Here is a 16,409-nt window from a genome sequence, read left to right as displayed (position 1 = left end):
ATTTTAAATTAAATTATGTTAAGATTATCTTATGGATAATTTTGTTAATTCATTGCCGAGCAAAAATAATATCAAGGCAACTTATGAGTCGTATAAGCCAATTCTTTCTGAAATTATGACTAAGATAGAAGAAAAGCTTAAAAAGACGATTAAACTTGCTTCAAATCCAACATATAAATCTCGTGTAAAATCTTTCAACAGTTACTATCGAAAAGTTTTGCGCCTCAAATCTGAAGAAGCAGAAAAAAATAATTTTGTAGAACTCACGGATATGATGGGTATCCGCGTAATCTGTGCTTTTCTTGAAGATTTGAGTGAAGTAGAGCAGCAGATAAAAAACAATTTCGTCGTTAAGGAAGTGGAGTATAAGGGGGCCCAGCAGAGTTTCCGTGAATTCGGCTACGAGTCTGTTCATGTTCTTGTCTCAATTCCAAAGGACTGCATGCCCAAAAAGTGCGAGCTTCCTTTGCCTGAGAGCCTGGTCTGCGAAATCCAGATCCGAACGATTTTGCAGGATGCCTGGGCAGAGGTTGAGCATGAGCTTATCTACAAATCAGAATTCACTCCTTTTGATATGCCTCTCCGCCGCAAGTTGGCATCAATGAACGCCAGCCTCACTTTGGCTGACATTATCTTCCAGGAAATCCGTGATTATCAGAAAAAACTTCAGGGTGAGGTTGAGGCCCGACGGGCTGCCTTCTATGAAAAGGCGGACGAACTTACTCTTGCAAACAGCGGTAAAAAAATCGAAAATCTGGAGCCTAAGAACATCAATAGGGTTTCGCCATACGTTCACGGCACAATCGATGATATGATTCTTGAGGCTATTCAGGCCCATAACCACGGAGATCTGGACAAGGCTGTCGAAATTTACAGCATAATCCTGGCTTCCGAGCCGACTCCGCCGCCACCAGTCCTTGCCGTAATTCATAAGCATCGCGGAATGGCATACTTCGCCCAGAACAATTACACGGCTTCTCTTGATGATTTCAGGCAGAGTGTTGTCTACGATTCAAACGGCTATCGCTCATATTACTATATTGGAATCGTCTTGAGCATTATGAACAAGCACGAAGAAGCGATAAAGGCTTACACCGAATCAATTGAAATCAACGAGTACCAGTCTCATGCTCACTTCCGCCGGGCTGTTTCATATTATAAGCTGGGCGATTTTGACAATGCCCTCAAAGACTTAACAAATGCTCAGTCCCTGGGCTTAAATGATTCCGAAACCGAAGCCCTCCATTCCAACCTGATGAAAAAATTCGGCATGAACATGTAGCAAACGACCCCGCGTAAGGAATTTGCGGAGGGGGCGGAAATTTGCTAAACTGTCTGCATGGAAATTAACAGAAGGTTTTCTCCTGAAGTTCGCGAGAAAATGCGGCGTGAAATTTTTGAAGCGGGCGGAAACGAAGTCTTTTTTACTGGAATTATTGACTCAGACGGCAAAATTGTTTCTGTCAAGGCTTGTGCCCGTGGAAATTCAAATACCGTTCCTGTTAATTTTGCTGAAAGCCGCGTAGCTTCTGTTTTGATTCACAATCATCCGGGCGGAAATCTTCATCCTTCTGATGCGGACCTGATGGTCGCGAGTGATGCTTCAGAAAAGGCCCAGGGATTCTACATCGTCAATAATGATGTGAGTGAAGTTTATGTCGTGATGGAGCCGATAAAGCCGACTGTCACGAAAAAACTTGATTGCGAAGAAACTTCTCTTTACCTTTCAAAAAATGGAAATCTGGCAAAAATCTATGAAAATTTTGAGGAGAGGCCCAGTCAAATAGAGCTTGTCAAGGAAATCTCTTCAAGTTTTAACAATAATTCAATAGGTGTTTTTGAGGCTGGAACCGGTGTCGGAAAATCTTTTGCATATCTGGTTCCGTCCATGCTCTGGGCTTTGAACAACAAGGAGCGGGTTGTAATTTCCACTGGAACGATAAACCTTCAGCAGCAGCTTTCAGAAAAAGACATCCCCCTTGCGGAGAAAATCATCGGAAGAAAGGTGAAGTCGATTCTCGTGAAGGGCAGGCAGAATTATGTCTGTTTGCGCCGCCTTTCTGAACTTGGAGCTGAGCGAGATTTATTCAGCGATGAGACTGAAATTTTTGATAAAATCAATTCCTGGGCAAAGGAAAGCAAGACGGGCAGCAGGAGTGATTTGAGTTTCATGCCTCCGGAAAATCTCTGGCAGCGGGTCAATTCCGAGGCGGACGCCTGCATGGGAATGAGGTGTAAATTCCGCGAGAAATGCTTTGTCATGAAGGTTCGCAAAGAGGCGGCTGATGCAAACATTCTCATCGTAAACCACCACATGCTTTTCGCTGATATTGAATCCAGAATGAATGGCGCCGGCTATGATGACACGGCTGTTCTTCCTCCATATAAGCGCCTTGTTTTTGATGAGGCTCACGGCATTGAGGATGCTGCGACAAGTTTCTTTTCGAATGCCCTCAATCGCTTCAGGATTTTAAAACAACTGAATCTTCTTTACCGGCAGAGAAAGTCGAGCTTTACCGGATATCTTTTTACCTTGAGCGCTCTTTCAAGGATTGAAGATAAGGCTGCTGAAGTTGAAAATGAAATAGGAAAGACTAAGGCTGCAATTGAAGCCCTGGAAAGCGATACGGCTCTTGTTTTGGGGCGGGATTTTACCCTCCGTCTTTTTCAGGGCACTTTGCCTCGTTTTACTGAAATAATTGAAAAGGTCAGGATTCTTCAGCATCATCTTGCGACAGTCAGCGGCCTCATGCGGGAAATCATTGCGGGCATAAGCGAGGATGACCTGGATAATTCTGTGATTTATGAGGCAAAGGCTGTCCTTCGTCGTCTTGATGCCATGGTCGCTACGGCTCAGAATTTCGTGTCATGGGAAGAGCACCCTGAGAGCGTCTTTTGGATTCAGGCAAAGAGGCTTCCGCCCTCAATTGCAAAGAATGTTGAGAATCCTTTTTATTATGAATATATCGAAACTCCGCTGGATATAGCCCCCATGATGAATAAGGGTGTTTTCGAGCCGATGAAGAGCGTTGTCTGCACTTCGGCTACAATCACCATCAGCAAGACTTTTGATTTCTGGAAAAAACGGGTTGGAATCTCTTTTGTCGAAAAAGAGCGCGTAAAAACCGGAGAATTTGCGTCTCCTTTCCCTTATTCAGAGAATATGGTTCTTGCAATTCCAAGCGATATTCCTTTCCCTGACCACGAAAATTTTCAGTCCTGCATTGAGGACGTCATCGTAAGGATGATAGAGCGGGCAGGAGGAAAGACCCTCGTGCTTTTTACGGCTTATGATTCCCTGCGCCATGCCTGTGATACGGCAAGAACAAGACTCCGTTCATTGGGAATAAATGTTTTGAAGCAGGGGGAAGATGACCGTTTCCGGCTTTTGTCTCAATTTAAGGAAGATGTCTCAAGCGTGCTTTTTGCTACCGATTCTTTCTGGGAAGGTGTTGATGTTCCAGGCCAGTCACTTTCGCTTGTAATTATCGTTAAGCTGCCTTTTGGTGTTCCCGGGGACCCTGTTTTTGCGGCCAGAAGCGAGCAGATTGCAAAGCGTGGCGGTTTTCCTTTCATGGAGCTGAGCGTGCCTGATGCGGTAATCAAATTCCGCCAGGGTTTTGGACGGCTTATCCGAAGGGGAGACGACAGGGGAGCGGTGGTTGCGCTGGACAGGCGTATCATTGAAAAATCATACGGAAAAATCTTTACGGAAAGCGTGCCGAGGACGGAAGTTGTCTATAGGCCTGTAAATGAGATTCTTGATAGAATCGAAGAATATTGCGTGAGGTGACAGGATTCGCCTTCCAGTCGCGCACCTCCTGTGCACTCCTCCCGCTGGTCGGCGCTCATTCCGCTTCGAATCCTGGGCGGCTTTTTTTGCAATATAATTTAAATAAAAAAAAAGACTCGCTATTTCTAGCAAGTCTTAAAGTCGGGATGACAGGATTCGAACCTGCGACATCTTGGTCCCAAACCAAGCGCGCTACCAGCTGCGCTACATCCCGAAAAGAGTGGGCAGTGAGAGACTCGAACTCCCGACAACCTGGGTGTAAACCAGGGGCTCTACCAACTGAGCTAACTGCCCTTGCGTTGTTGCTCAACGCTCAAATAATATAACAAATATGAAAAAATTATGCAATAGGTAAATGTAAAAAAAATGAAAAAAAATCGAATTTTTTTCGAATAATTTTTTAGGGGAATAATTGAAAATACTTAGTAATTGTGTTAGAGTTTTTTAATAGAATCGTTCCAATGGGGGAAGGTATGATCGTCTGCTCTTTGATTGCCTTTTTGATTTGTTTAGTGCTGACTCCATTGATTATTGCTTTGTGCAAAAAATTCAATTGGTATGATGAGGTTGATCCTCGCAAAGTTCATAAAGGGCAGATTCCGCGTCTTGGTGGCGTAGGAATTTTTATTTCGTTTCTTATTGCTTTATTTTTATATCTTTTTTATTTTTCTCATTTCGAATTTGCTCATGCAAAGCCCGTTTTTTTTGCAGGTCTGATTATTTTCCTTTTTGGAATTATTGATGACTTTATGAATCTGAGGGCGAAATTCAAATTCCTCATTCAGATTATTTCTGCACTCATTGTTTCCTGCAGTCCTCTTTACATAAATACTTTTTTGGGACTTGAACTTCCTCAGTTTATTGCCCGAAGCGGAACCTTCTTTTGGATTTTGTTTCTTGTCAACGCTTATAACCTTATTGACGGCCTTGATCTTTTGTGCGGCGGCTTGTCTTTCCTCACATTGCTTACAGCCGGCATTTTTATGATTGTTGGCGGACAGGTCGTTGGTTTTGCTTATATCATTATCTGTGCATCAATTTTGGGCTTTCTCGTTTACAACAAGCCTCCTGCAAAAATCTTCCTTGGTGATGGCGGAAGTCAGACCCTGGGCTTTGTTATCGCTATGATTCCTGTTTTCCCTCTGCAGGGTGGCATGGAGCATACAAAATTGCTGATTGCTTTCCTTATTGTTACCGACGTTATTGCGGCTGTGTGGCGGCGAACAAGGGAGCACCGTTCTTTTTTCAGTGCGGATCGTGCCCACATCCATCACAAACTCGTAAACGTAGGCCTTTCAAAAACATCTACGGCGATTTGTCTTCTTATCATTCAGCTTTTTATCTGCATGGCTTCTCTCGCCACTCTTTTAATGACAAAAACTAAAGATGCTGTTATTCTTTTATGTGTTTGTATTGCTCTGGTCTGGGCTTTCTTCATCATGATGCATTATATTAATCGCATGGTGAACTTAAAACATACGGGTCATTTGGCTGACGCTCCTCAGGCAGAACATTAATTTTTAATTATAGGACTTTTATATATGAGTTTTATGTTGCCGAATTCTTTTTCTGGCCTTCATTTCCATTTCGTTGGAATCAAGGGCACCGGAATGGTCGCGCTTGTAGAAATTCTTCATGCGCGTGGGGCTGTAATTACTGGAAGTGATGTCAGCGAGCGTTTTTATACTGACGAAGTTCTTGAAAAACTTGGGATAAAAGCTCTGCCTTTTGATGAAGGCAATATCACTGATTCTGTTCAGTTCGTTATTTATTCAAGTGCATATTCTATTGAAAAAAATCCTGATCTTATCGAAGCGAAAAAACGTGGTCTTCCCATGATGCTTTATTCTGAGGCCTTGGGAGCGATAAGTCAGGCTTCTTATTCATGCGGTGTTTGCGGCGTTCATGGAAAAACAACTACAACAGGCCTTTGCGGCACTCTTTTAAAGGAATTGCCGCTTTCTTCTCAGGTTCTGGCCGGTTCCATCATCAAAAGTTTTGGTGATTCCTGCACAATGACAAAGGGGCATGATTATTTTATTGCTGAGACTTGTGAATATCAGCGGCATTTTATGGCTTTTGCTCCCAAAAAGATTATCCTTACCAGCGTAGAAAGCGATCATCAGGATTATTATCCGACTTACGAAGATATCCGTTCGGCCTTTGTTGATTATATCTGCAAACTGCCGGAGGGCGGACAGGTCATTTATTGTGCCGATGACAAAGGTGCCTGCCAGACTGTCGAACTTGCCCTTCAAAAGAGGAGTGACCTGATTGCAATTCCTTATGGCGTGAATGCTGAAGGGGATTATAAGCTTACTTTTGGTCGGGTAGAAAAGGGACTTCATTATTTTAATGTTTCATCGTTGGGCGAGTGTGCTGTCTGTGTTCCAGGCGATCACAACGTTAGGAACGCCTGTGCGGCTCTTGCCCTGTCATGTGAGCTTTTAAAGACGGATGGCAAAAATCCTCTTGATTATATCGAAGAGTTAAAGGCTGGCCTCAAGAACTTTGCCGGTGGAAAAAGGCGAAGTGAAATTGTTGGCCGTGCAAAAAGTCCTCTTGGTCAGGACGTGATTTTTATTGACGATTACGGTCATCATCCTACTGCCATTAAAACGACTCTTGCAGGATTTAAGGAATTTTATAAGGGACACAAGATAATTGTTGATTTTATGAGCCATACTTATACCCGAACTGCGGCCCTTCTTGAAGAATTTGCCTCAAGTTTTGACTCGGCGGACAAGGTTATCATCAATAAAATTTACGGAAGTGCAAGGGAAGATGCCTCTGCTGCAAAAGTTACAGGCGAAATCCTTGCTGAACATGCAAAAAAGTATCATAAAGACCTGCATTATGCCGGGGAATTTGACGAAGCGGCAGAACTGGGCTTGAAATTCCTTTCTGAGCCGAGCGGGGCAGAATATCCGGACGGATATGTTTTTGTTACAATGGGTGCTGGTGACAACTGGAAAGTTGGAAATCTCATTCTTGAAAAACTTTAAATTTGTGTTATAATTCAAAAAAAGTTAAAAATGGTTTTCTTAAATTATTTTTAAATGGAGGTTTCTATGAAACTTTTGAAAAAACTGGCAGCAGCTTCAATTCTTTTTGCAAGTGCTGTTTCTTTTACCTTTGCAGTTGATTATGGTAAGCTTGCAACAAGTTTGGCAGACGGTTCTCTTCAGAAAACTGTCGGTAACGGTCTTAATGATTTTGGTGACAGTCTTGGTTTTTCTGTTCCACAGTCTGCCGTTCAGCAGAATGTCTATGCCGAGGCTTTTATCGGTAAAGTGTTCCCGGCAGTTCCGCCTCATTTTGCAGTAGGTTTTAACACTGGATTCACACATTTGAATACACAGGGCCTTGCAGATGCAGCTGATACACTTGGAATCGACGGCGTTAAATCAGATCTTTACTTTCCTGTCTTGAATGCTGATGTTCGAATCGGAGGTGTATTCCTTCCGTTTGACATCGGTTTTTCATTCATGACCCTCGATGTAAGCAGCATGATTCCAATGGATGCAAAATTTTCAGCAGAATTCCTTACCTTTGCTGTTGATGCAAGATATGCTCTTCTTGAAGACGGACTTATTACTCCTGCAATTTCTGTAGGTGTTGGTTATTCCATGAACTCTGGTTCATTCAATGCAAGCAATAGTGATGCAGAAACAAATATTGATTACGATGTTAAGACTTTGTATGGACAGGTACAGATTTCAAAGACTCTTAATGTTCCTGTCGTAAAAATCGGATTCACTCCGTTTATTGGCCTTCGCGGTGTAATTTCTAACTACAGCAACGACTGGTCTTGGAAATATAAGGGGGAATCTCTTAGCAAAATTCAGGATGCTGCAAAAATTGCTAAATTAAGTATTCCTGCTTTAAATGGTGACGGCACCGCTTCTTCAGACGGCTTCGGTGGATTCCAGCCACAGGTTTACGGTGGTGTAGGCTTTAACTTCATGCTTATTCAGTTGACTGCAAGCGTTTGTGCTGATTTGCGCCATGTCGGTGGGGATGACAATCTCTGGAGTGGTGCTTTGAGCCTCCGCGCAAAACTGTAATTTCATTGTAAAGAAATTAAAACTGTGTCATAATGAACCGTGTCGAAATTGCTTTTGTGATTTTGGCACGGCTTTTTTTATAGGACATTATGATGAAAAAATCTAGAAATACATTCGTTTTTGCAGGCGGAGGAACTGGCGGTCACATTTACCCGGGCCTTGCTGTTGCAGACGAACTTCGCTCCCTTGCATCAAAAAATAATCAGGAAATTAAAATTGTCTGGCTCGGAAATTCGAGCGGAATGGACAAGAATCTGGTCGAAAAATCAGCTTCTGTTGACGAATTTGTTGGAATTCCAAGCGGTAAATTGCGGCGATATTTTTCTTTAAAAAATTTCAGCGATTTGTTTAAGATTTTCGCCGGTCTCGTCAAGTCTTTTTTCACTTTGCTCAAGCTAAAGCCGGCCGTCCTTTTCTCAAAGGGGGGATTTGTCAGTGTTCCGCCATGTCTTGCGGCAAAATTGCTGAGGATTCCGGTCTTTACTCATGAATGTGACTTTACGCCTGGCCTTGCAACACGGCTTAATTCAAAATTTGCTTCGAATATTCTTGTTTCCTATGAGGAGACAAAGTCTTATCTTGCTCAAGACAAGCGGGCTAAGGCAATTGTAACCGGAAATCCTGTCCGCCCTGTTTTTTATAATACAAATCCTGAGGAAGGCAAGAAATTCCTTTTCAGCGGGCGGGAGGACTACAATCCTGAAAAACCGATTCTCCTTGTTTTGGGCGGAAGTCTTGGTGCCCACCAGATTAACGAGCTTGTTGCCCAGAACTTAGACTGGCTTTGTCAGCGTTTCAACGTGGTTCATCAGTGCGGCGCTAAAGATGCCGATATCATGCCCAAAAATCATCCGGGCTACTTCCTTCATCCCTTCATTTACAAAGAGATGAGCGATGTTATTTCAGCTTCAGACATAGTTTTGAGCCGGGCTGGTGCAAATTCAATCTGGGAGTGCTCTGTTTTGGGTAAGCCGATGGTCTTGATTCCTCTGTGCGGTTCCGGAACTCGCGGTGATCAGGTTGACAATGCCCATTACTTTGAGGAAAGGGGAGCTGCAATCGTTCTTTTGGGTGAATATGCCGAAGAATCATATTTAAAATCAGCCCTTGAAAAAATGTCTGACTCAGCTTTCCGTGAAAGTGCGGCCCTTGCATCAAAATCTCTTTCGGATGGAAAGCGGCCTGCAGAAAAAATTGCCGAACTTGTCTACGAAAAGGCTTTTGGAGGAGCAAAATGACATTTACTTTCATCGATATTGTATTTTTAATTATTATATTCTCTTTTGCATTCCTTGCGATGATTCACGGTCTTATCCAGGAACTTTTTGGAAAACTTGCCCTTATTGTAGGCCTTGTCGCAGGCTTCTATTTCTGCGGACTTCTGGCCCCTCATATCTCAAAAATCATCAAGATTCCTGCCGTTGACGTTGTCCTTGCCTTCATTCTGATCTTCATCACGGCTTTCCTTGTCGTAAAAATAATCCAGATTATCGTCGGGGCTATTTTCTCCGGTGAAATCATGAAGAGCCTTGACCGGGTGCTGGGATTTGCTTTCGGCGCAATTGAAGGAGTTTTGATTGTCTCTTGTATTCTGATTCTTATGAAAGCTCAGATTTGGTTTAATCTTAGTCCTCTGCTTTCAAAAAGTACTGTGGCAAAAATCCTTCTTCCTTATCTGCAGGCTCCAATTTCCTATATCGGGGGGATGCTCGTTTAATGTTCGACAACCTTTTGTATCAGAACGCTTCTTCTCTTTTAAAAGACGACATTTTGAATAACCGTCTGCCGGGTGCCATTCTTTTGAGCGGTCCTGCTGCTAGCGGAAAGCTGACCTGCGCGCTGGAAATCGCCAGAATTCTTTCCTGCTCTGGTGAAAACGACTACAGACAGCGTGGCCACTGGCTCTGCGAATGTCCTTCCTGCAAAAAAAACAAGGAACTTTCCAATACAAATGTGCTTTTGGCGGGTCCCCGTGACTGTTCTTTAGAAATTCTGGCTGCGAAAAAGGCTTTTTTACAGGCATCCTTTGATAATTCCCGCTATCTTACGGCCGTGCGCTATCTTTTTATCCGCTCGGTCCGAAAACTTACCATGCGTTTTTCTCAGGTTCTTTGGGAGGGTGACGACAAGCTTTCTAAACTCGCTCCCATTGTTGCCTTGATTGACGAAGACATGGAAAAGCTTAATCCAGAAAAGCCCCTGCCTGACAATGACAAACTCGAAAAAATCTGTGACTCAATCGTAAAAAACTGCGACAAGCTCGAATCATCCTTTATGTACGATTCGCTTCCGATAAATCAGATTCGCCGGGCTTCGGTTTGGGCCCACATGAAGTCTGTTTCCGGCAAGAAGATTTTTATCATCGAAAATGCCGAGCGCATGCTTGAAAGCGTAAGAAACGCCCTGCTGAAGATTCTTGAAGAGCCGCCTGAGGACATGGTTTTTATCCTCACGACATCAAACCGCGGTGCCGTAATGCCAACAATTCTTTCCCGCGTAAGGACTTACTCTTTTACAGAGCGTAGTGCCATTCAGCAAAAGGAAGTCGTTCAGAGGGTTTTCCATGCCCGTGAAAGCGAAGAAAATCTTTTGATTAACGATTACCTGCAGCTTTTCCTTCCGGTTAAGCCTGCTGAAATCAAAAAGGCCGCTTCCTCTTATTTTAGTCATATTATTAGCGGTCAGATTCCTCTTTCTGATTCAGTGATTAAAGAATGTTCCGGCTTTGAGCCCCGCTTCCTGCTTAAGATTTTCCTCGTTGGAATTATGGAAGAGGCCAGGGGCAGCGAGCTGACTGCCCAGAGGGCCGAAGTCTGTGCAAAAATCACCGAATTCTGCCGGGAAAGCTACAATTCTGTCACTGTCTACAATATTTCTCCTGCCGCTGTGATTGAAAAACTTTCACGCGACTTGGCAGGTATCCGAAGAAATTTGTGAGGAAGCAAAAATGACTGATTTTTCACGTCGTGTTTCGCAAAAACTTGATAAACTCACGCCACTTCAAATTCAGCAGCTGGTTGAAGACTGCTATTCCCAGACTGAAATTTTCAATTCCATCTTCCAGAGCCTGCCCAGCGGGCTTATAATCGTTGACGAAAATTTCTGCCTCATGAAAATAAACAAGGCGGCTGAGCGCTATCTCCCTTTTAAGAGTAATCCTGAAGAGGCTAAGGAAAAATCCCCGGTCTGGAACATCATTGATGACGAGGAAATTGCCCGCTTTTTGCAGAACGCCTTTGAGGCCGACAAAACAAATATTTCAAATGAGTTTACGGTTGCCACGACAGGCGGTTCAGTCCGCTTCCTTGACCTTTATGTGACACCCCTTGTCCAAAATCAGAATCAGAACAAAAATCTTATCGGCTCGATTATCCGCATTGACGACGTGACCGAAAAACGCAATCAGGAAGTTCTTCTTCACCGCATGGAAACTCTGGCCGGGCTTACGAATGTGGCTGCAAGCGTTGCCCATGAAATCAAAAATCCTTTGGGGGCCATTTCCATTCACATTCAGCTCATGCAAAAGGCCCTGCGTAAAAAGCGTGAGGGGGACGGAATGCTGCCTCCGCCAAAATATTCCGAGGACTATCTTGATGTCATAACTCAGGAAATTGAGCGCCTCAACAAAATCGTCGTGGATTTTTTGATGGCAGTTCGTCCTATTTCTGCCAAACTGGAGCTCGTGAACCCAAATAAAATCCTCGAAGATTTCATTTCCTTTTTCATGCCGGAATTCAACGAAAAGCACATAAAGCTGCAGTCTGAACTCTGCGGCTGTGACGTGCGCCTTTTGCTGGACGCCAAGCTTTTCCGCGAAGTAATCGTAAATCTTTCCCAGAACGCGATTTCTGCAATTTCCAAAAAATTTGATGACGATGAGGAGCGGATCAAAGGCTCTATCAGCATAAAAAGCAGGATTGAAAGTGACCGCTATATCCTTACTTTTGCGGACGACGGCACCGGAATGGATGAAGAGACTTGCAGCCGGGTTTTTGAGCCTTATTTCACCACAAAATCAAACGGAACCGGACTTGGAATGGCCATGAGCTACAAAATCATCAAGGAATTTTCCGGTGACATCTCCCTTTCATCTGAATTGGGCGAGGGAACGACTTTTACGATTTCCCTGCCGGTTCCTCAGATGGAGCGAAAATTGCTTGAATTCAAGGACTGTGGTCTTTCTGGAGAGTAAAAATGAAATTCACCATCCTTATTATCGATGACGAAAAAAATATCCGCGAAGGTCTTGCCGCTGACTTTGAAATGGACGGCTACAATGTAAAAATTGCCGCCAACGGAAAGGAAGGCCTGGACTTAATCGCTAACGGTGACATTGATCTTGTCATCACGGACTTGCGCATGCCTGGCTCGATTTCCGGCGAGGAAGTTTTGCGCCAGGTCACCACAAAAATGCCCGGAATACCTGTGATTGTGCTTACAGGCCACGGCTCAATTGATGCGGCTGTCAAGGCAATGCAGGACGGAGCCTATGACTTCCTGACCAAGCCCCTCAACCTTGCCCAGCTTGAGGTAATCGTTAAGCGGGCCCTTGAAGGCAGGGAGCTTTCAATCAAGCACACTGAGCTTTTGAAGCAGGTTTCCACTCAGAAAAAGACCGACATGGTTATCGGAAAGAGTGCGGCCATGCAGAAGGTCATGAGCCTTGTCAAAAAGGTCGCTGATGCCCGAATTTCCGTGCTTATAACAGGCGAAACCGGTGTAGGCAAGGAAGTTGTCGCCAATGCCATTCACAACCTCTCTTCTCGAAGCGAAAAGGCTTTTATTCCAGTTGTATGTTCTTCCCTGAGCGAGACCTTGCTTGAAAGCGAGCTTTTCGGCCATGAAAAGGGGGCCTTTACGAACGCAGAGTCGATGCACAAGGGAAAATTCGAACTTGCGCATGGAGGAACGATTTTCCTGGATGAAATCGGTGAAATCAATCAGAGCGTTCAGGTTAAGCTCCTTCGTGTCCTTCAGGAAAAGAAATTCGAGCGGGTAGGCGGTGAGGCTCCTATCGAAGTTGACGTCAGGGTGATTGCCGCCACCAACAAAAATCTTGAGGAAGAAGTAAAGGCCGGTCGTTTCCGTGAAGACCTCTATTTCCGCCTCAACGGAATCCATATTGAAGTGCCGCCTCTCCGTGAGCGAAAGGATGATATTCCACTTTTGCTGAATTCATTTCTTGAGCGCTACAATGAAGAAAACGGAAAGAATATCACCGGCTTTGACAATCACGCCAGAAGCGCCCTTTATAAATATGACTGGCCGGGCAACATCCGTGAGCTGCAGCACTGCGTTGAAAGCTCTGTTGTCATGGCAGGGGGCAGCGAGATTACCCTTGAAGACCTGCCGCCATCGGTGAGCAAGGCAAGCGGTGTTGAGAGCATTTCCCTGCCGATTGGAATTACTCTTGATGAGGCTGAGAAAATCATCATTCAGGAGAACCTGGCCGCAAACAAGGGCAACAAGAGCAAGACTGCCGAAACGCTTGGAATAGGGCGGAAAACCCTGCACAGAAAGCTTCAGGAATACGGCATGGAAAATGAAGATTCTGAAAGTGAAAATGATGAATGATTGGGGGAATGAGCTGGTAAAAAAAATAAAAAAAATCGAAAAATTTAGTTCAAAACTGTTGACTAAGTTTTTCATATTTAGTAATATATCAAAGTCAGCTCGCTACTGAGTTGCAATGATGTCTCCTTCGTCTAGTGGTTAGGACATCGGGTTTTCATCCCGACAACAGCAGTTCAATTCTGCTAGGAGATGATACTTATACCTTGCAACAAAATCGTTTGCAAGGTTTTTTTATAATTTAGAATTGAATATATAATTGGGAGATTTTCTTATGGCAAGAAATCAGACATCTGCACAAAAAAGATTCCGTCAGAGCGAAGTTCGCCGCATGCACAACAAGGCTATCAAGAGCGAATGCCACACTTATGTCCGACAGTTCATTGAAGCTGTACATGCAAAGGACTCAAAACTTGCTCAGGAGAAACTTGTCCTTTTGTCTTCTAAACTTGATTCTGCTCGCAGCAAGGGCGTTCTCAAACGCAACGCTGTTTCACGCAAAAAGTCACGTATGCAGAAACTTTTCAATGTAACATTTGCAGCTGCAAACTAAGTTTCTTACTATTTGACTGCTTAAAGCTATCTGATTGTATAAGGTTATGCACTTCAGATAGCGTTTTTTTTTTTTTTAATTTTTTATTATGGTTGGTATTTATGTCTGCTTGTAAAGTTACAAAAAGTGATATTGTTGATAAAGTTCATGAGAGTACAAAAGTTGAGAAAAAATTGATACATGAAGTTTTTGAAAGCATCGTAGAAGAATTTAAAAATGCTCTCAAAGATGGTTCAACTGTTGAGCTTCGTGGTTTTGGTACTTTGGAGCCTCGCCTTAGAAAAGGCCGCGAAAAGGCCCGCAATCCAAAAACCGGAGAAATCCTTTCTGTAGAGCCACATTATGTTGCGGCTTTTAGAGCAGGTCAGGAGCTTAAAAAGGCTCTTATGGAGATTCCTGTTGAAAAGAAGTAATCTTTTAGATTTCATTCTTCTTTTAATTTCCCTTTTTTTTCTTTTTTTGAGCCAGCCGTCCTTTCTTTTTGAGGACGGTTGTTCATTTTTTGCCTGGATAGCCTATATCCCTTTTTTTATCCTTGCTTCAAGGCTTGCGCTTAAGGCTTCATTCTTTTTTGGAGCCCTCCATGGATTCCTTTTCTGTCTTTTTTTGTGTCCCTGGCTGTCTCAGTTCGGCCTTATTGCCTTATTATTTGTTTCCTGTATCTTTGCCTTTTACAATTCAATCTCACTTTTCTTGATTTCTTTTTTTCAAAAATATTGCCCTCAAAAATTTTCTTCTTCTCTTTGGATTCTTAGGATTTTTCCTGTCCTTGCCCTTGAATTCCTTAGGACTAAAGGTTTTCTTGCCTTTTCATACGGCGTAATCGGCTACAGTCAGTGGCAAATTCCTGCCTTTTTGAAATTTTCATCCCTTTTCGGTGTCTGGGGCGTCTCTTTTTTGATTCTGCTTGTAAATTCCCTGCTTGCAAAAATAATTTCTGAAAAAAATGTCCGCAATAATCTCAAAAAATTTTCTCTCTGCCTTTCCCTGGTCCTTGCAGTCTTTATTTTCTGGCTCTCAGACTTTCTTATTCCGCAGGGGAAAAATCCTTCAGTCCTTTCTGTAGCCCTGATTCAAAATGCCTCTTCGTCTTCTTCCCGTGATATTTCTGACTATGAAAGAGATTCCCTTTTGCTTCAAAAGCTGACTGACCGTGCCCTTGCTTCTAATCCTGAATCTGAACTCATTGTCTGGCCGGAAACTGCAATCGTGCCTGATTTTTTATTTCATGCCCAAAATCCTTCTGATAAAAGGCGGCATGAACTTTCTGAAAAGCTGCTTTCTTTTATAAGCGGCAAAAATTCTGCCTTTCTGATTGGAAGCAATCACAGAGATGGGCGAAAAACTTACAATTCAGCCCTTTATTTTTCTCCCAAAGAAAGCGGGGCTGAAGTCTACAATAAAAACATTCTCGTTCCCTTTACTGAATACTGGCCGTCCTTTCTGGATTTTGAATTTTTCGACGGCTTAAAGTCTGACTTGAACTGTGATTTGTTTGAAAAGGGCAGTGAAGTCAAAATTTTCAAGATAGGAAAGCTGAATTTTGCCTCACCGATTTGCTTCGAGGATTCATTTTCTCCGCTTATCCGCAAAATGAAAAAGAAGGGGGCAGAGTTTTTTGTAAACATCAGTGATGATGCCTGGGCTTCGTCTGAGGCCGCAAGAAAGATGCATCTATCAATGTCGGTTTTCAGGGCGGCTGAATATTCTTCCCCCTTCATAAGAAGCACGATTGACGGAAAAACATGCGTAATAGATTCCAGGGGAAAAGTGACCGGGGAAATTCCCTGCGGTATTGATGGATTTTTATGCGCAAAAATTGAAGTTGAGAAAAATTCCCGGACGCCGTATATCATTATCGGGGATGTCTTTATTTGGGCGATTACGATTTTTACCCTTATTTTCTTGTTGATTTTATCCGCTGGATTTGTTAAAGTAAAGTGTTATGGCAGAAGATAAACAGAAGAAGAACCTTACAGTTTTTGGACAGGAAACAGAATTTGACGGAGTTCTTGAATTTACTGACAACCTTGTAATCACAGGCAAATTTAAAGGTGAAATCCGTGCTACAGGTGATCTGGAAATTGAAAAAGGGGCTGTTTGTCAGGTTGAAAAAATGACTGCCAGTTCCATTGTTATTTCAGGCTCTGTTACAGGCGATATCTGTGCCCAGGAGCGGGTTGAAATGTGCAATGGCAGCCTTGTTCATGGTGATGTAAAAACTGCCAGAATCCGCATCGCTGAAAATGTTGAATTTGAAGGTGAAATTTCTATGCTCGAAAAGGAGCCGGAGACAAATCTTTTCTCTGTCGCTTCCGAAGAGTACAAAAATGCATTGCTGCTTAAATCAGACGATCCAAGATAAGTTTTTGAAGAATATTGACTTTTTTTTATACTCGTGATTTAATAAATGTATTGCTAATTT

14 protein-coding genes and 3 tRNA genes are annotated in these 16,409 nt (G+C 43.2%); 15 read left to right on the top strand and 2 right to left on the bottom strand.

The window, feature by feature from the left end; all coding sequences use genetic code 11:
• Positions 1-31: 31 nt before the first annotated feature.
• Positions 32-1,282 carry a RelA/SpoT-related domain-containing protein gene (locus HNP76_RS03250; protein WP_184657455.1) on the top strand — a complete coding sequence of 417 codons (1,251 nt, stop codon included), beginning with the start codon at positions 32-34 and terminating at the stop codon, positions 1,280-1,282.
• Between the two features lie 57 nt (positions 1,283-1,339).
• The gene (locus HNP76_RS03245) at positions 1,340-3,793 is read left to right on the top strand and encodes a helicase C-terminal domain-containing protein (protein ID WP_184657453.1); all 2,454 of its coding nucleotides are present in this window, start codon (positions 1,340-1,342) and stop codon (positions 3,791-3,793) included.
• 141 nt (positions 3,794-3,934) lie between these two features.
• On the opposite strand, the gene HNP76_RS03240 is transcribed toward HNP76_RS03245, so the two are convergent.
• Together HNP76_RS03240 and HNP76_RS03235 are read right to left on the bottom strand one after the other, a co-directional pair.
• Positions 3,935-4,007: transfer RNA gene (locus HNP76_RS03240), tRNA-Pro, on the bottom strand.
• Positions 4,008-4,014: 7 nt separating this feature from the next.
• Positions 4,015-4,087, bottom strand: a tRNA-Val gene (locus HNP76_RS03235).
• Between the two features lie 167 nt (positions 4,088-4,254).
• Between HNP76_RS03235 and HNP76_RS03230 the strand changes: the two genes are divergently transcribed.
• The 13 genes from HNP76_RS03230 (at position 4,255) to HNP76_RS03170 (ending at position 16,349) form a co-directional block, all read left to right on the top strand.
• Entirely contained in the window at positions 4,255-5,310 is a 1,056-nt protein-coding gene (locus HNP76_RS03230; RefSeq protein WP_184657451.1) for a glycosyltransferase family 4 protein, read from the top strand.
• A gap of 24 nt (positions 5,311-5,334) precedes the next feature.
• A complete protein-coding gene (murC, locus tag HNP76_RS03225) occupies positions 5,335-6,798 on the top strand; it encodes a UDP-N-acetylmuramate--L-alanine ligase (RefSeq protein ID WP_184657449.1) in 1,464 nt (487 codons plus the stop codon).
• 66 nt (positions 6,799-6,864) lie between these two features.
• A complete protein-coding gene (locus HNP76_RS03220; RefSeq protein WP_184657447.1) occupies positions 6,865-7,860 on the top strand; it encodes a hypothetical protein in 996 nt (331 codons plus the stop codon).
• Positions 7,861-7,952: 92 nt separating this feature from the next.
• Positions 7,953-9,098, top strand: coding sequence for an undecaprenyldiphospho-muramoylpentapeptide beta-N-acetylglucosaminyltransferase (gene murG, locus HNP76_RS03215; RefSeq protein WP_184657446.1), 1,146 nt, complete (start codon positions 7,953-7,955; stop codon positions 9,096-9,098).
• Positions 9,095-9,577, top strand: coding sequence for a CvpA family protein (locus HNP76_RS03210; protein WP_184657444.1), 483 nt, complete (start codon positions 9,095-9,097; stop codon positions 9,575-9,577). The genes murG and HNP76_RS03210 overlap by 4 nt, the downstream gene beginning before the upstream one ends.
• Positions 9,577-10,797 carry a DNA polymerase III delta subunit-related protein gene (locus tag HNP76_RS03205; RefSeq protein WP_184657442.1) on the top strand — a complete coding sequence of 407 codons (1,221 nt, stop codon included), beginning with the start codon at positions 9,577-9,579 and terminating at the stop codon, positions 10,795-10,797. The genes HNP76_RS03210 and HNP76_RS03205 overlap by 1 nt, the downstream gene beginning before the upstream one ends.
• A 10-nt stretch (positions 10,798-10,807) precedes the next feature.
• A complete protein-coding gene (locus HNP76_RS03200) occupies positions 10,808-12,052 on the top strand; it encodes a two-component system sensor histidine kinase NtrB (protein WP_184657440.1) in 1,245 nt (414 codons plus the stop codon).
• A gap of 2 nt (positions 12,053-12,054) precedes the next feature.
• Positions 12,055-13,434, top strand: coding sequence for a sigma-54-dependent transcriptional regulator (locus tag HNP76_RS03195; protein ID WP_184657438.1), 1,380 nt, complete (start codon positions 12,055-12,057; stop codon positions 13,432-13,434).
• Positions 13,435-13,554: 120 nt separating this feature from the next.
• Positions 13,555-13,626 (top strand) — tRNA-Glu (locus tag HNP76_RS03190).
• Positions 13,627-13,705: 79 nt separating this feature from the next.
• Positions 13,706-13,984: a 30S ribosomal protein S20 gene (gene rpsT / locus HNP76_RS03185; protein ID WP_184657436.1), complete on the top strand. Its 279-nt coding sequence runs from the start codon at positions 13,706-13,708 to the stop codon at positions 13,982-13,984.
• Positions 13,985-14,085: 101 nt separating this feature from the next.
• A complete protein-coding gene (locus HNP76_RS03180) occupies positions 14,086-14,397 on the top strand; it encodes an HU family DNA-binding protein (RefSeq protein WP_184657434.1) in 312 nt (103 codons plus the stop codon).
• Complete coding sequence (lnt, locus tag HNP76_RS03175) at positions 14,384-15,943, top strand: apolipoprotein N-acyltransferase (RefSeq protein ID WP_184657432.1); 1,560 nt, start codon at positions 14,384-14,386, stop codon at positions 15,941-15,943. Before HNP76_RS03180 ends, lnt begins: the two co-directional genes overlap by 14 nt.
• Complete coding sequence (locus HNP76_RS03170) at positions 15,930-16,349, top strand: bactofilin family protein (protein WP_184657430.1); 420 nt, start codon at positions 15,930-15,932, stop codon at positions 16,347-16,349. Before lnt ends, HNP76_RS03170 begins: the two co-directional genes overlap by 14 nt.
• Positions 16,350-16,409 lie beyond the last annotated feature (60 nt).

The sequence above is a fragment of the Treponema ruminis genome, assembly GCF_014201975.1.
GTDB lineage: Bacteria > Spirochaetota > Spirochaetia > Treponematales > Treponemataceae > Treponema_D > Treponema_D ruminis.
This window is presented reverse-complemented; position numbering and strand designations above follow the sequence as displayed.

What these genes read in the sequence shown, in the direction of transcription:
- HNP76_RS03170 (WP_184657430.1), top strand. Translation starts at nt 15,930, where the DNA reads ATGGCAGAAGATAAACAGAAGAAGAACCTTACAGTTTTTGGACAGGAA.
- HNP76_RS03245 (WP_184657453.1), top strand. Translation starts at nt 1,340, where the DNA reads ATGGAAATTAACAGAAGGTTTTCTCCTGAAGTTCGCGAGAAAATGCGG.
- HNP76_RS03250 (WP_184657455.1), top strand. Translation starts at nt 32, where the DNA reads ATGGATAATTTTGTTAATTCATTGCCGAGCAAAAATAATATCAAGGCA.
- HNP76_RS03205 (WP_184657442.1), top strand. Translation starts at nt 9,577, where the DNA reads ATGTTCGACAACCTTTTGTATCAGAACGCTTCTTCTCTTTTAAAAGAC.
- HNP76_RS03210 (WP_184657444.1), top strand. Translation starts at nt 9,095, where the DNA reads ATGACATTTACTTTCATCGATATTGTATTTTTAATTATTATATTCTCT.
- murC (WP_184657449.1), top strand. Translation starts at nt 5,335, where the DNA reads ATGAGTTTTATGTTGCCGAATTCTTTTTCTGGCCTTCATTTCCATTTC.
- HNP76_RS03220 (WP_184657447.1), top strand. Translation starts at nt 6,865, where the DNA reads ATGAAACTTTTGAAAAAACTGGCAGCAGCTTCAATTCTTTTTGCAAGT.
- murG (WP_184657446.1), top strand. Translation starts at nt 7,953, where the DNA reads ATGAAAAAATCTAGAAATACATTCGTTTTTGCAGGCGGAGGAACTGGC.
- HNP76_RS03230 (WP_184657451.1), top strand. Translation starts at nt 4,255, where the DNA reads ATGGGGGAAGGTATGATCGTCTGCTCTTTGATTGCCTTTTTGATTTGT.
- HNP76_RS03200 (WP_184657440.1), top strand. Translation starts at nt 10,808, where the DNA reads ATGACTGATTTTTCACGTCGTGTTTCGCAAAAACTTGATAAACTCACG.
- rpsT (WP_184657436.1), top strand. Translation starts at nt 13,706, where the DNA reads ATGGCAAGAAATCAGACATCTGCACAAAAAAGATTCCGTCAGAGCGAA.
- HNP76_RS03180 (WP_184657434.1), top strand. Translation starts at nt 14,086, where the DNA reads ATGTCTGCTTGTAAAGTTACAAAAAGTGATATTGTTGATAAAGTTCAT.
- HNP76_RS03195 (WP_184657438.1), top strand. Translation starts at nt 12,055, where the DNA reads ATGAAATTCACCATCCTTATTATCGATGACGAAAAAAATATCCGCGAA.